This window comes from Klebsiella sp. GG_Kp173, assembly GCF_040062415.1.
Lineage (GTDB): Bacteria > Pseudomonadota > Gammaproteobacteria > Enterobacterales > Enterobacteriaceae > Klebsiella > Klebsiella quasipneumoniae.
Window position 1 is genome coordinate 128,822 of record NZ_JBEAFZ010000001.1, and the last position, 14,333, is coordinate 143,154.

Annotated in this window: 14 protein-coding genes; 7 read left to right on the forward strand and 7 right to left on the reverse strand. The window is 57.2% G+C overall.

The window, feature by feature from the left end:
* Positions 1-30: 30 nt before the first annotated feature.
* The 3 genes from brnQ to malZ all read left to right on the forward strand — a co-directional run bounded on the left by brnQ (position 31) and on the right by malZ (position 4,779).
* Entirely contained in the window at positions 31-1,350 is a 1,320-nt protein-coding gene (gene brnQ, locus ABLU50_RS00630) for a branched-chain amino acid transporter carrier protein BrnQ (protein ID WP_004204859.1), read from the forward strand.
* 86 nt (positions 1,351-1,436) lie between these two features.
* Positions 1,437-2,810: a proline-specific permease ProY gene (proY, locus tag ABLU50_RS00635; protein WP_087832587.1), complete on the forward strand. Its 1,374-nt coding sequence runs from the start codon at positions 1,437-1,439 to the stop codon at positions 2,808-2,810.
* Positions 2,811-2,961: 151 nt separating this feature from the next.
* Complete coding sequence (gene malZ / locus ABLU50_RS00640) at positions 2,962-4,779, forward strand: maltodextrin glucosidase (protein ID WP_087832586.1); 1,818 nt, start codon at positions 2,962-2,964, stop codon at positions 4,777-4,779.
* Here the strand turns inward: malZ and ABLU50_RS00645 are convergent.
* The gene (locus ABLU50_RS00645) at positions 4,776-5,678 is read right to left on the reverse strand and encodes a LysR substrate-binding domain-containing protein (protein ID WP_004204855.1); all 903 of its coding nucleotides are present in this window, start codon (positions 5,676-5,678) and stop codon (positions 4,776-4,778) included. The two genes, malZ and ABLU50_RS00645, sit on opposite strands and share 4 nt — an antisense overlap.
* A 265-nt stretch (positions 5,679-5,943) precedes the next feature.
* Between ABLU50_RS00645 and ABLU50_RS00650 the strand changes: the two genes are divergently transcribed.
* The 3 genes from ABLU50_RS00650 to ABLU50_RS00660 all read left to right on the forward strand — a co-directional run bounded on the left by ABLU50_RS00650 (position 5,944) and on the right by ABLU50_RS00660 (position 9,207).
* Positions 5,944-6,585, forward strand: coding sequence for a hydrolase (locus ABLU50_RS00650; RefSeq protein ID WP_002890357.1), 642 nt, complete (start codon positions 5,944-5,946; stop codon positions 6,583-6,585).
* 183 nt (positions 6,586-6,768) lie between these two features.
* Entirely contained in the window at positions 6,769-7,314 is a 546-nt protein-coding gene (locus ABLU50_RS00655) for an antibiotic biosynthesis monooxygenase (RefSeq protein ID WP_004204853.1), read from the forward strand.
* 24 nt (positions 7,315-7,338) lie between these two features.
* Complete coding sequence (locus tag ABLU50_RS00660; RefSeq protein WP_017898933.1) at positions 7,339-9,207, forward strand: amidohydrolase; 1,869 nt, start codon at positions 7,339-7,341, stop codon at positions 9,205-9,207.
* Positions 9,208-9,265: 58 nt separating this feature from the next.
* Here the strand turns inward: ABLU50_RS00660 and fba are convergent, their stop codons facing one another.
* The 5 genes from fba to ABLU50_RS00685 form a co-directional block, all read right to left on the reverse strand.
* A complete protein-coding gene (gene fba, locus ABLU50_RS00665) occupies positions 9,266-10,120 on the reverse strand; it encodes a class II fructose-1,6-bisphosphate aldolase (protein ID WP_074423857.1) in 855 nt (284 codons plus the stop codon).
* Between the two features lie 35 nt (positions 10,121-10,155).
* Positions 10,156-11,118 carry a PfkB family carbohydrate kinase gene (locus ABLU50_RS00670; protein ID WP_087832585.1) on the reverse strand — a complete coding sequence of 321 codons (963 nt, stop codon included), beginning with the start codon at positions 11,116-11,118 and terminating at the stop codon, positions 10,156-10,158.
* A 65-nt stretch (positions 11,119-11,183) separates the two neighbouring features.
* Positions 11,184-12,575 carry a PTS ascorbate transporter subunit IIC gene (locus tag ABLU50_RS00675; RefSeq protein WP_087832584.1) on the reverse strand — a complete coding sequence of 464 codons (1,392 nt, stop codon included), beginning with the start codon at positions 12,573-12,575 and terminating at the stop codon, positions 11,184-11,186.
* A gap of 20 nt (positions 12,576-12,595) precedes the next feature.
* A complete protein-coding gene (locus ABLU50_RS00680; protein ID WP_017898931.1) occupies positions 12,596-12,883 on the reverse strand; it encodes a PTS sugar transporter subunit IIB in 288 nt (95 codons plus the stop codon).
* 5 nt (positions 12,884-12,888) lie between these two features.
* Positions 12,889-13,332, reverse strand: coding sequence for a PTS sugar transporter subunit IIA (locus tag ABLU50_RS00685; RefSeq protein WP_004204845.1), 444 nt, complete (start codon positions 13,330-13,332; stop codon positions 12,889-12,891).
* Positions 13,333-13,387: 55 nt separating this feature from the next.
* On the opposite strand from ABLU50_RS00685, the gene ABLU50_RS00690 reads away from it, so the two are divergent.
* Entirely contained in the window at positions 13,388-13,534 is a 147-nt protein-coding gene (locus ABLU50_RS00690) for a hypothetical protein (protein WP_060656998.1), read from the forward strand.
* Positions 13,535-13,678: 144 nt separating this feature from the next.
* Here ABLU50_RS00690 and ABLU50_RS00695 read toward each other — a convergent pair whose 3' ends face one another.
* Positions 13,679-14,281, reverse strand: coding sequence for a peroxiredoxin (locus ABLU50_RS00695; protein WP_004178733.1), 603 nt, complete (start codon positions 14,279-14,281; stop codon positions 13,679-13,681).
* Positions 14,282-14,333: the final 52 nt, after the last annotated feature.

A 14,333-nucleotide genomic window follows, 5' to 3' on the forward strand; every position in this document is an offset into this window, starting at 1 on the left:
AACACCACATCCACAGGCAGTAATGAATTTATGACCCATCAGTTAAAATCTCGCGACATCATAGCGTTGGGCTTTATGACCTTCGCGTTGTTCGTTGGCGCAGGCAATATTATTTTCCCTCCGATGGTTGGCTTACAGGCGGGCGAGCACGTCTGGACGGCGGCGATCGGCTTCCTGATCACTGCGGTGGGTCTGCCGGTGCTGACGGTGGTGGCGCTGGCGAAAGTTGGCGGCGGCGTTGAAAGCCTGAGCACCCCGATTGGTAAAGTGGCGGGTATCCTGCTGGCGGTGGTGTGTTATCTCGCGGTAGGACCGCTGTTCGCGACCCCGCGCACCGCGACCGTCTCATTTGAGGTCGGTATTGCGCCGCTGACCGGCGATGGCCCGCTGCCGCTGCTGATCTACAGCGTTATCTACTTCGCGCTGGTGATCCTGGTCTCACTCTATCCGGGCAAACTGCTGGATACGGTGGGAAATTTCCTTGCGCCGCTGAAAATTATCGCCCTGATTGTGCTGGCGGTCGCCGCGGTTGTCTGGCCGGCGGGCCCGATCAGCGACGCGATGGAAGCGTATCGTACCGCGCCATTCTCCAATGGCTTCGTCAACGGCTACCTGACCATGGACACCCTCGGCGCGATGGTGTTCGGGATCGTGATTGTCAATGCCGCACGCTCCCGCGGCGTCAGCGAAGCGCGTTTGTTGACCCGCTACACCGTCTGGGCGGGCCTGATGGCAGGCGTCGGTCTGACCCTGCTGTATCTGGCGCTGTTCCGTCTGGGCTCTGATAGCGCCACCCTCGTGGACCAGTCTGCTAACGGCGCGGCAATCCTCCACGCTTACGTGCAGCATACCTTCGGCGGGGCGGGCAGCTTCCTGCTGGCGGCGCTGATCTTCATCGCCTGCCTGGTGACGGCGGTGGGTCTGACCTGCGCCTGCGCTGAGTTCTTTGCCCAGTATCTGCCGTTCTCCTATCGCACGCTGGTCTTCATCCTCGGCCTGTTCTCGATGGCGGTCTCCAACCTTGGTCTGAGCCACCTGATTCAGGTGTCGATTCCGGTGTTGACCGCTATCTATCCGCCGTGTATCGCACTGGTTGTATTAAGCTTTACCCGCAGTTGGTGGCATAATTCGTCACGTGTTATCGCGCCGGCCATGTTTATCAGTCTGATGTTTGGTATCATTGACGGGATTAAGTCATCGGCGTTTGCCGCTATCCTGCCGGCCTGGACCGCGCGTCTGCCGCTGGCGGAGCAAGGTCTGGCCTGGCTGATGCCGACCGCCGTGATGGCAATCCTCGCGGTGATCTGGGACCGTGCCGCCGGACGTCAGGTGACCTCCAGCGCGCACTAACCGGCGTTGAGGACAAGCGTTTAACCACGGGACTTCGGGTTCCGTGGTTTTTTATTTTTTGTGTTAAACGGCATTGAAAAACCACGATGGAAAGTAGTAACAAGCTTAAGCGCGGGCTAAGCACCCGGCACATCCGCTTTATGGCCCTGGGTTCCGCCATCGGCACCGGGCTTTTTTACGGTTCAGCCGACGCGATTAAAATGGCCGGACCCAGCGTACTGTTGGCCTACATTATCGGCGGCGTCGCGGCATATATCATTATGCGCGCGCTCGGTGAGATGTCGGTGCATAACCCTTCCGCCAGCTCATTCTCTCGCTATGCTCAGGAAAACCTCGGCGGACTGGCGGGCTATATCACCGGCTGGACCTACTGCTTTGAAATCCTGATCGTCGCCATCGCCGACGTCACCGCCTTCGGTATCTACATGGGCGTCTGGTTCCCGACGGTGCCGCACTGGATCTGGGTGCTCAGCGTGGTGCTCATCATCTGCGCCGTCAACCTGATGAGCGTCAAGGTGTTTGGCGAGCTGGAGTTCTGGTTCTCGTTCTTCAAAGTGGCCACCATCATCATTATGATCCTCGCCGGGTTCGGCATCATTATCTGGGGGATCGGCAACGGCGGCCAGCCGACGGGCATTCATAACCTGTGGAGCAACGGCGGCTTCTTCAGCAACGGTTGGCTGGGAATGGTGATGTCGCTGCAGATGGTGATGTTCGCCTACGGCGGTATCGAAATCATCGGTATTACCGCCGGTGAGGCGAAAGATCCGGAGAAATCCATTCCACGCGCTATCAACTCGGTGCCGATACGCATTCTGGTGTTCTATGTCGGCACGCTGTTTGTCATTATGTCTATCTATCCGTGGAACCAGGTGGGTACCGACGGCAGCCCCTTTGTCCTGACCTTTCAGCATCTGGGCATTACCTTTGCGGCCAGCATTCTTAACTTCGTGGTCCTGACGGCCTCGCTGTCGGCGATTAACTCCGACGTGTTCGGCGTGGGCCGTATGTTGCATGGCATGGCCGAGCAGGGGAGCGCGCCGAAGGTGTTCGCTAAAACCTCGCGTCGCGGTATTCCGTGGGTGACGGTGATGGTGATGACCATTGCGCTGCTGTTTGCGGTATACCTCAATTACATCATGCCGGAAAACGTCTTCCTGGTGATCGCCTCGCTGGCCACCTTCGCCACCGTGTGGGTGTGGATTATGATCCTGCTGTCGCAGATTGCCTTCCGCCGCCGTCTGTCGCCGGAGGAGGTCAAAGCCCTGAAATTCAAAGTTCCCGGTGGGGTGGCAACCACGGTTGTCGGCCTGCTGTTCCTGGCGTTTATTATCGCCCTGATCGGCTATCATCCGGACACCCGCATCTCGCTGTACGTCGGTATGGCGTGGATTGCGCTGCTGCTGCTGGGCTGGGTCTTTAAGACCCGTCGTGAGCGCCGCCTGGCGCAGGCACAGTAATCAACATCGCCCCGGTCTGCATCGCGCGACCGGGGCGGCTTGCCGACCCGCGTCCTCCCCCGTTATCCTCCCCCAAAAAATCCTGTGACGATGAGTTCTGCGCCTGACGGCTATGGCAAGGTGTGCCCATTCTGCACAATGAGGATTCACGATGTTGAAGGCATGGCACCTTCCGGTTGCACCCTTTATCAAGGTGCAACAGGACCGACTGTTTATTACCCTGTGGTTGAGCGGTGAGTCGCTGCCGCAGCGGATCACGCTGCGCGCGGAAGAAGATAACGAAGAGCTGTCGCTGCCGATGCAGCGCCTCCGCCAGGCGCCGAGGCCGGGTGTGGTGGCATGGCGCGGCGAAATCTCTCTCGCCAGCGGTCAGCCGCGCCGCCGCTACAGCTTTAAGCTACTGTGGGCCGACCATCAGCGCTGGTTTACGCCGCAGGGCTTCAGCCGTTTCCCGCCGGCGAGGCTGGAGCAGTTCGCCGTCGACCTGCCGGACGCCGGCCCGCAGTGGGTGGCCGATCAGGTTTTCTACCAGATTTTCCCCGATCGCTTTGCCCGCAGCGCTGCGCGTGACGCCGAACAGGATGCGGTCTATTACCATCACGCGGCGGGACGGGAGATTGTGCGCAAGGCGTGGGACGAACCGCTTACCGGCGAAGCGGGCGGGTCGACGTTCTACGGCGGGGATCTCGACGGCATCAGCGAAAAACTGCCTTACCTGAAGCAGCTCGGCGTCACCGCCCTGTATCTGAACCCGGTCTTCGCCGCCCCCAGCGTGCATAAATACGACACCGAGGATTATCGGCGCGTCGATCCGCAGTTTGGCGGCGACGCGGCGCTGCTCCGCTTGCGCCACAACACCCAGCGGGCGGGGATGCGTATGATCCTCGACGGCGTGTTCAACCATACCGGCGATTCCCATCCCTGGTTCGATCGCCACCAGCAGGGCAGCGGCGGCGCCGGCCACCATCCGGACTCCCCGTGGCGCGACTGGTTTACCTTCTCCGGGCAGGGGCAGGCGCACAACTGGCTGGGCTATGCCAGTCTGCCGAAGCTCGACTATCGGTCGACCAGCCTGGTCAACGAGATCTATGCCGGCGAGGACAGCATCGTACGCCACTGGCTGAAGGCGCCGTGGAGTATGGACGGCTGGCGTCTGGACGTGGTGCACATGCTGGGCGAAGGCGGCGGGGCGCGGAATAACCTGCGGCATATCGCCGGCATCACCCAGGCGGCGAAACAAACGCAGCCGGAAGCCTTTGTCTTTGGCGAACATTTTGGCGACGCGCGCCAGTGGCTGCAGGCGGATGCCGAAGATGCGGCAATGAACTACCGCGGCTTCACCTTCCCGATCTGGGGATTCCTCGCCAATACCGATATCTCTTACGATCCGCAGAAGATAGACGCCCAGACCTGTATGGCGTGGATGGATAATTATCGCGCCGGGCTGTCGCATCAGCAGCAGCTGCGGATGTTCAACCAGCTCGACAGCCATGATACGGCGCGTTTTAAATCTCTCCTTGGCAAAGACGTAGCGCGTCTGCCGCTGGCGGTGGTGTGGCTGTTCAGCTGGCCCGGGGTACCGTGTATCTACTACGGCGATGAGGTGGGCGTAGATGGCAATAACGATCCGTTCTGCCGCAAACCGTTCCCTTGGGATCCGGCGCTGCAGGATACCCAGCTGCTGGCGCTGTATCAGCGAATGGCGAAACTGCGTAAAGCCCACCAGGCGCTGCGCTACGGCGGCTGCCAGGTGATTTACGCCGAGGATAACGTGGTGGTGTTTGTCCGCGTCTACAAACAGCAGCGGGTACTGGTGGCGATTAACCGCGGCGAAGCCTGCGAAGTGGTTATTGAGGATTCGCCGCTGTTGGACGTGGGAGCCTGGACGCTGCAGGAGGGCGCCGGCGCCTTCCATGACGGGGTACTGACGCTCCCGGCTATCTCCGCCTGCGTCTGGTCCGGTCGTTAACGATAGAGCTGGCTCAGCAGGTCGTCGCGGAGGAGCGCCTCCCGCCACCAGCGCTGAGCCAGCCCGTCATTCCCGCTGCGCCAGGCCATGTAGGTGATATCTTTTTCCCGCCAGCCGGCGACGCTTTTCTCCACCAGACAGCCTTTTTCCAGCCACGGGCGGGCGATATGACGCGGCAGAAAGCCGCAGCCCAGCCCGGCGCACAGCAGTTCGACTTTGCTGGCGAAATCATCGACGCCGATTTGCGGCTGTTCATCAAGCAGATTGCTGTTCAGCGGATGGCAATAGCGGGCGCTGTCGCGGATCACCACCGCCCGGTGCTGGCTGAGCTGCTTATTGCTGAGCGGCGTTTCCGCTCCCGCCAGCGGGTGGGCCGGGGCGACCACGAAAATGTTATCCAGCGCGCCGAGGGTTTGCCATGACCACTCGGCGGAGGTGGGCGGCTCATTGATGGCGCCGAGGATAATATCCGCGCCATGGTGGGTCAGCTCTTCCCACGAACCGGCGAGGGTGTGATGACTGAAGTTCAGCCGGGTCTGCGGGTTTTGCGCGTAGAACTCGGCGATCAGCGGCAGCAGGGCCGAAAAGGGAAACGAGGCGTCGAGGGCGATCGCCAGCTCTCGCTCCCAGCCCGCGCTCAGCTGCTGGGCCTGCTTTTCCAGATCTCTGGCGGCGCTTAAAAGCTGTCGCCCCTTCTCCAGCATCAGCCGCCCGGTATCAGTAAATTTTGCCCGATGGCCGGAACGATCCAACAAGACGATCTCCAGATCGCTCTCCAGCTTCTGGATCATATAGCTCAGAGCGGCGGGGGTTTTATACAGCGACTCTGCGGCGGTGGCGAAGGATCCGTGTCGGTCCAGCGCATCAAGGATCATCAGAACATCAAAGTTTACGCGCATCAGGAGTTTCCATTCATTAATTTCCCCTTGTTGTACCTAAGCGCAATAATCAATGCCAGTGAATAAATCAGAACAGTTTGCCGTAAAATTTTGATGAAAGCTGGCATGAGTAAATACTAACCGCTGACAAAATATAAACCACAAAAAAACTTTAATAACTTGTTAGAAATAACTGGCTATACTCACCATGCTTTATCAGTCAGGATCTACACGACGCATTAACCATCATGTCATCTTTTTAACTAATTGATTAAGAAGGTATTTAATGTCTATTCGTGAACTGCTCGATCCCACTAATTCCGCCCTTATCTTTATTGATCATCAGCCACAGATGTCATTCGGCGTGGCGAATATCGATCGCCAGACCCTCAAAAATAACACCGTGGCGCTGGCTAAAGCCGGCAAAATTTTTAATGTACCGGTGATTTACACTTCCGTAGAGACCAAAAGCTTCAGCGGTTATATTTGGCCGGAATTATTGGCCGTGCATCCTGACGTCAAGCCGATTGAGCGTACTTCAATGAACTCCTGGGAAGACGATGCCTTCGTCGCGGCGGTGAAAGCGACCGGCCGTAAAAAGCTGGTGATCTCCGCTCTGTGGACCGAAGTTTGCCTGACGTTTCCGGCGCTGATGGCCCTGGAGGCGGGCTACGAAGTGTATGTGGTCACCGATACCTCCGGCGGTACCTCTGTCGACGCCCATGAGCGCTCCATTGACCGGATGGTGCAGGCGGGCGCGGTGCCGGTGACCTGGCAGCAGGTGCTGCTGGAGTACCAGCGCGACTGGTCGCGCAAAGCGACTTACGATGCGGTGATGGACCTGGTGCGCGAACACAGCGGCGCCTACGGGATGGGCGTGGATTACGCTTATACCATGGTGCATGGCGCGCCAGAGCGTAAAGCTTAAATACACTTCACCCTTCAGGCTGCCTCTTTGTTGGCTGGTTTTGCCCGCCCCGGTCACTGACTGATGTCAGCTCCCGGGACGTGCCGGCTTGCCGCCTCGACGCAGCATGAATGACGTTGTGTATGGTCATCTATGGCTAATGGCGAGAATCATCCTGCCATTCCCCTGAAGCAAGGAATCTTTATGGCGCAGCAAAAATCGGTGACCCTGGTCATCAGCCATCTGCTCGATCCGCAACACGGCCAGCGCTACGAAGAGTGGCTCGGCAAAATCATGCCCATCGCGGCTGAGTTTCCCGGCCATCTCGGGGCGAATGTGATCCGGCCCGCCGCAGGGCAGAATCTGTGGAGCGTGATTATCCGCTTCGACACCCTGGAGCATCTCTATGCCTGGACGCAGTCGGAAACCCGTCGTCAGCTGGTGGCGGAAATTGCCCCGCTGCTGACGGAGGGCGATCGGACGGAGGTGCGGACCGAACCGGCCTTCTGGTTTACCCCGCCGGTGGCGAATGTGCGCCAGCCGCGGCGCTGGAAACAGTTTCTGATCACCCTGCTGGTGATTTTCCCCAGCACCAACCTGGTGCCGACGGTGACCGGCATGCTGTTGCCGTCGCTTAAGGGGAGCCTGCTGCTGCACCTGATCAATGATGCCTGCGTGGTTGCGCTGGTGGTCTGGTTCTGGATGCCCATCGTGACCCGCCTGTTTGCTGGCTGGTTGAAGAAAAACTGAGTCAGCCTCCCCAAGGAGTGTGTTATGTCGCAAACTGCCACACTGATTCTGACCCACGGCCAGATTCATACCCTCGATCGTGCGAATCCGCTGGCGGAAGCCGTGGCCATCGCCGACGGAAAAATTGTTGCCACCGGAAGCCACGATCGGATCATGAGCTTTGCCGCCGAGGGAACGCAGATCGTCGATCTCAAAGGGCATACGGTGATCCCGGGCCTCAACGATTCTCACCTGCATCTGATCCGCGGAGGGTTGAACTACAACCTTGAGCTCCGCTGGGAGGGCGTGCCCTCTCTGGCCGATGCCCTGCGAATGCTTAAGGATCAGGCGGATCGCACACCGTCGCCGCAGTGGGTGCGGGTGGTCGGCGGCTGGAGCGAATTCCAGTTCGCCGAACGACGGATGCCGACCCTGGAAGAGCTAAACGACGCGGCGCCCGATACGCCAGTGTTTGTGCTACATCTCTACGATCGCGCACTGCTGAACCGCGCGGCGCTGAAAGCCGTTGGGTATAGCAAAGAGACGCCGGATCCGGTGGGCGGAGAGATCGTCCGCGATAGCCACGGCAACCCGACCGGGATGCTGATTGCCAAACCAAACGCCATGATCCTCTACGCCACCCTGGCCAAAGGGCCGAAGCTGCCGCTGGATCTGCAGGTGAACTCCACCCGTCAGTTTATGCGCGAGCTGAACCGACTGGGGCTGACCAGCGCCATCGACGCCGGGGGCGGTTTCCAGAACTACCCGGAAGATTACGAAATTATCGAGCAGCTGCACGCAAAAGATCAGATGACCGTGCGCATCGCCTACAACCTGTTTACCCAGCGACCGAAGCAGGAGCTGGAGGACTTCGAGCGCTGGACCGATATGCTGAAGCCGGGGCAGGGAACCGATTTCTATCGCGCCAACGGCGCCGGCGAGATGCTGGTGTTTTCGGCGGCGGATTTTGAAGATTTCCTGCAGCCGCGGCCGGATTTGCCGCAAGGCATGGAAGATGAGCTGGAGCGGGTGGTGCGCCATCTGGTGGAACATCGCTGGCCGTTCCGCCTGCATGCCACCTACGACGAGTCCATCAGCCGGATGCTGGATGTGTTTGAGAAGGTGAACCGTGACATTCCGTTTAATGGCCTGCACTGGTTCTTCGATCATGCCGAGACCATTACCGAGCGCAACATTGAGCGGGTGAAGGCGCTGGGGGGCGGCATTGCGGTGCAGCACAGGATGGCCTTCCAGGGCGAATATTTTGTCGATCGCTACGGCAAAGAGGCGGTGAAACATACGCCGCCGGTAGCGAAAATGCTGGAGTTGGACGTACCGGTAGGGTTAGGGACCGATGCCACCCGCGTCGCCAGCTATAATCCGTGGACCGCGCTGTACTGGCTGGTCTCCGGGCGCACCGTTGGCGGGATGGCGATGTATGACGACAACAACCGCCTGCCGCGCGATGTCGCGCTGGAGCTGTGGACGGCGGGCAGCGCCTGGTTCTCCAGCGAGCAGGGTAAAAAGGGCCGTCTGGCCGCCGGTCAGCTTGCCGATCTGGTGGTGCTGTCGAAGGACTATTTCAGCGTCGCGGAAGAGGAGATCAAAGGCATTGAGTCGGTGCTGACGGTGGTTGATGGCAAAGTGGTGTACGCCGCCGGTCACTTCTCGCCGCTGGCGCCGCCGCCGATCCCGGTGCTGCCGGAGTGGTCGCCGGTGGTGAAGGTCCCGGGCCATTACCGTTCCGCTCCGCCAGCGGCGGCCAAAATTGGCGCCATAGTCCAGATGCACCAGTGCTGCGGTAGCTGCGGTGTCCACGGCCATCAGCATGATATCGCGCGGAAATCGTCGATTCCCGTCTCCGACGAGCAGGCCTTCTGGGGCGTGCTGGGTTGCTCCTGCTTTGCCTTCTGATGCCTGACGCCTCCGCCCCGGTTGCTAAGGGGCGGAGGTCTCAGCCACCTTTCACGCATCAATAGCGCTGCTGTGAGCCAAAAAGCGCCATGCGGCGGGCAATCATTTCGCGTACTGGCTGCAGTCCCTGGGCGATCACTTTCCGCGGATCGTTCACATCGTGCCCGGTATCGGCAGCAAAGATCGCCTTCACCTGCTGGCACCAGGCGTACATATTTTCGGTATTAACGTTAATCTTGGCGGTGCCGCAGGCAATCGCCCGGCGCATATCCTCATCGGCAATACCGGTGCCGCCATGCAGCACCAGCGGAACCTTCACCCGCTCGGCAATGGCTTTCATCTCGGTAAATCCCAGTCGGGCTTTGCCTTTATACAGGCCATGGGTGGAGCCCAGCGCGGCGGCGAGGCAATCCACCTGGGTTTCTGTCACCAGGGTGTAGCACTCCTGCGGATCGGCGTAGATGACTTCGGAATTGACAATGCCGTCTTCACTGCCGGCGATAGTCCCCAGTTCGGCCTCCACGGAGATACCTTTGCTGTGCGCCAGCGTCACCAGATGGCGAGTAATGGCCAGGTTTTCCCTGAACGGCAGATGCGAGCCATCAAACATAATGGAACTGAAGCCGGCGGCGATCGCCGCTTCGCAGGCCTCCCGGGAGGTACCATGATCCAGATGCAGCGCCACCGGAACATCAATATGCAAATACTCCATGGCGTTAACTACGATGTCATGAATACATTTTAACCCGAGCATATGCTTAACCGTGCCGCCGGACACGCCCAAAATAACCGGTGAGCGGCACTGCTGGGCAGTGCTTAATACGGCGCCGACCCATTCCAGATTATTAATGTTGAACTGACCGACGGCGTAGCCGTCCCGCAGGGCATGCTGAAGCATGTCCTTCATCGACACTAACATATTCACCTCTTGATATTTATTAAATGCAGTTATTCTTCAAAATATTGCTTTAAGTTTCTCTCGTAGTTATTTAACGAGTGGTGGACGACCGCCAGGTCCGGCATAGATTCCCGTACCCCTTTTTTCTCAATAGAAATGGCGGCGGTCAGGCTGGCAAATAAAATAATATTATCTATGTGCCATGAGAAGTGGACGCCATAGGTGAAGGCACCGTGAAATACATCTCCGGCTCCGGTGGTATCAACGGCATTGCACAGCCAGGAAGGAACGATCTGCAGCATACCGCTTTTTAAAAAAGCGCAGCCTTTTTCGCCAAGGGTAATAAATGCTTCACCGCGGCAAATTTTATTCAGCTCAATCAGCGCCGCTTTAATTTCTGCTTCGGTGCTCAGCGAGCGATAGCTCATATAATCGCGGGCAAAATGTTCGCTCACTACAAAATAGTCGGTCCAGGCTGCGAGTTTTATATTGCTGGCGCGCAGTGACCCGCCGTCCATCACCACTCTGGCGTTCGGCAGTTTCTTAATTAAATATTCACTGATTTCCGGCTCATGGCCGTCAATTAAAATGGTGACCGGCTCCTCGGCGGCAATCAGTCGTTCGGCGAGGTCGTCCAGTTTGAGCTTTTGATCGTAGGTCAGGGAAGGCGGTGTCTGCATCTTGCGGGTAATAATCGTCCGCGAACCCGTTAAGCGATTGACCAGCACCGAGGCCAGCGGGGTGATCATGTCATCGGAGAAAACCACCTGGCTGGTATCCACCCCCGCTTCGGCAAACTCATCGATAATGCGCTGACCGTAAAGGTCCTGATGCAGATGGCCGATGTAATAGACCTCCTCACCCCATAATCCCAGCAGCCATGCCGCATTGGCCGCCGGGCCGCCGCCGCTTTCTATAAAATCATGACAAAAGTTTTTGGTATTCTCCTGGGGCCATTCATTGAGAAAGAAAAACTGATCGAAACAGGCAAATCCAATGGACAAAATAGCCATAACCACTCCTGATTATTTGTCAGCGGCGGGAAGCGTGACCTTCCCGCAGGGAAAAATGACCTCGCTTATTCATTTTTCTGCTTGGCAGTAAGCTCCTCAGAGCTGAGCGTGTTGCCCACTACCCGTACCTGACGGAAGCAGAAAGGCACCAGCAGCGCGACGAGCAGCGCCAGACAAATCAGGTAGATAGTGACCTGGCCAAACTGGGTGAACGCGTTACCGATAATGATGCCCCACACTGCGAAGTCGAAATCGGCGAAGGTGCTGTTTTCAAACCCAAGGTTGCCGAGCGCCGGCAGCAGCATCGCCGGCAGGAAGGCGAGGAAGATCCCGCCGATAAAGGCGGCGATGATACACCCGCGCTTACCGCCCAGCTTGTCGGCAAAGACCCCGGAGGTGCCGCCGCAGAAGAAGTGCGGCACCATGCCGGGAATAATCAGCGCCATGCCCAGTCCGCCGAGCATGAGCATCCCGACCAGACCGCCCACAAAGGAGCTGATGAATCCCACCACCACCGCGGTGGGGCTAAAGGTGAAGAACACCGCGCAGTCAACGGCCGGGATGGAGTCCGGGATCAGTTTCTGGCTGATGCCCTGGAATGCCGGCACCAGATCGCCGAGGATCAACCGCACGCCGTTGTAGACAATGGCTACGCCAACGCCGAACTGCAGACCGGTCAGCACGGAGAAGATCAGCATATTCTGGTCGGTGATGGTGCTCAGGTACGCCGACCCGGCGACAGCGCTGCAGATGAAGTAGATAACAAACATCACGATACCGGTGGTGACGGTGGTATCGCGCAGGAAACCCCATTTCTCTGAAATTTCGGTATCGGCGAAGGAGTTTGCCGGATTGCCGGTCCGGCTGGCGATCCACGCCGAGAGGTAGTAGCCCAGGGAGCCGAAATGGCCCATGGCGATCCCGCCGTCTTCGGTTACCTGCCTGGTGTAACGCTGGCCAATGGCCGGGGAAATGGCCGACCATGAGCCCAACAGGAATCCGCCGATCAGGATCAACATCCAGCCCTGGAACTCCGCCGCCTGCAGGACGGCGGAGAACAGGCAGGCGAGAAAGAACGAATGATGGCCGGTGAGAAAGATATATTTATATTTGGTGCAGCGGGCTATGATCAGGTTGAAAATAAAGCCCAACAGCAAAATACTCATGGTTTCCACGCCCAGCATTTTCTGGGCGACGGAGACAATGGCTTCATTGTTAGGAATAACGCCGCGGATATTAAATCCAGCTTCGATAATACCGCCCAGCGGGTTGAGATTGGCAACGATAACGCCTGCGCCAGCGCTCAGCATCAAATAGCCTAAAATCGGCTTTAATGTGCCGGTAAGGAGTTTGTTGCCGGGGGAGCGCAGCGCCACTAAGCCAACGAAGGCGATAAGCCCCATTAAAAAAGCGGGTTGACTGAATATTTCCGTTAAGAAACTAAGAATAGCCTGCATGGTCGTTCCCTCTATGCTGATTAAGAGTGAGTCGCAGCAATTTTCATCAGCGCGTCGGTAATATCCTCGGCGATTTTTGCTTTATGGACGTAGCTGCGAATAATGGCGACATGACAGTGGGCCGGAAATTGATTTGCCAGTTCTTTGATCGTGACGTAAAGGTCGGCTTTTTCCCCGACGGCGTTAGCAAAATCGACCGAAGCGACGTCCGCTTTGATACCTAATTCTTCACAGATCTTCTTCACATTATTCGCAGCCATCAATGAACTGCCAATACCGTTACCACAAACCGTTCTGATAACTAACATAATGACTACTCCATTTGTTTTTGGATGAAATGTAAGACTGAATTCACGTCATTTTCCTGCTGAAGAAAAGTCACGATATCTGACTCGATCAGCGAGGCAATCAGTTGGATCATTTTGATATGACTGTCAGCATCGGCGCCGGCGATCGCGATGACGACGGTAACCGGATCGAACTCATCGTGGCCGAAGGTCACTGGTGTGGCGGTGGTGACAAGCGAAAATCCGGTCTGCAATGCCCCTTTTTCCGGGCGGGCGTGCGGCATGGCAATCCCGTCATCTATCACGATGGCGGCGCCAAAATCCTCGTATACTGTCAGCATCTCGTTGACATATTCGGCGCTGCAAATCTGGCGCCTGGCGAGTAATGAACCCGCCAGTTCGATGGCCTCCTCCGCATGGGAAATATTCTGCTTCAGGGCGATTAACGTCGGGTCAAAAATAATATCCATTCTCTTCTCCTGAACGTATTCCTGTTCCTGAGTAAAATCATGACCAAATACATTGATAAAAATGATGGATGAGATCACATCCGCGGTTTTAAATATTGATGGCGATCACATCGACGGCAAAGTGCTGGCTGAAAATCATATAAATAATTTATTTGTTTTTCAGTGTGTTATGAAGTGGTTGAGATTTAACGCTGAAATATGACAGAGAAAAAATGAGAGGCAGAGCGGAATTTTTCAGCAGAAGTGTATTGCTGGTCACAAATATCAGCGGGTCATTTTCTTAAATTTTGACGCCGCTAACAAAAAAGGCCCGCTTGAGCGGGCCTTTTATAAAAACGTGTGCCGATTACAGGCTGGAGACGTTTTCGGTCAGGTATTTTGCCACGCCTTCCGGAGAGGCAGCCATACCTTCTTTTCCTTTTTCCCACTGCGCCGGGCAGACTTCGCCGTGCTCTTCGTGGAACTGCAGCGCGTCAACCATGCGCAGCATTTCGTCGATGTTACGGCCCAGCGGCAGGTCGTTAACCACCTGGTGGCGAACCACGCCGTTGGCGTCGATGAGGAAGGAGCCGCGCAGCGCTACGCCTTCGTCCGGATGCTCGATACCGTAAGCTTTCTGGATTTCACGTTTGATGTCGGCAACCATCGCGTATTTAACCGGGCCGATACCGCCCTGGTCTACCGGGGTATTACGCCATGCGTTGTGCACGAACTCGGAGTCGAAGGAAACGCCAACCACTTCCACGCCGCGTTTCTGGAATTCTTCGTAACGTTTGTCGAACGCGATCAGCTCAGACGGGCAAACGAAGGTGAAGTCCATCGGCCAGAAGAACAGAACGGTAGGTTTACCGTTGGTGTGCTGTTTGAAATTGAATTTCTCAACGATCTCACCATTACCCAGCACAGCGGCTGCAGTAAAATCCGGCGCTTGACGAGTGACCAGAACCATTTGATTCTCCTGTAATTACTAAGGTTATTTGGAACGCAACGCGGGCAAGTAT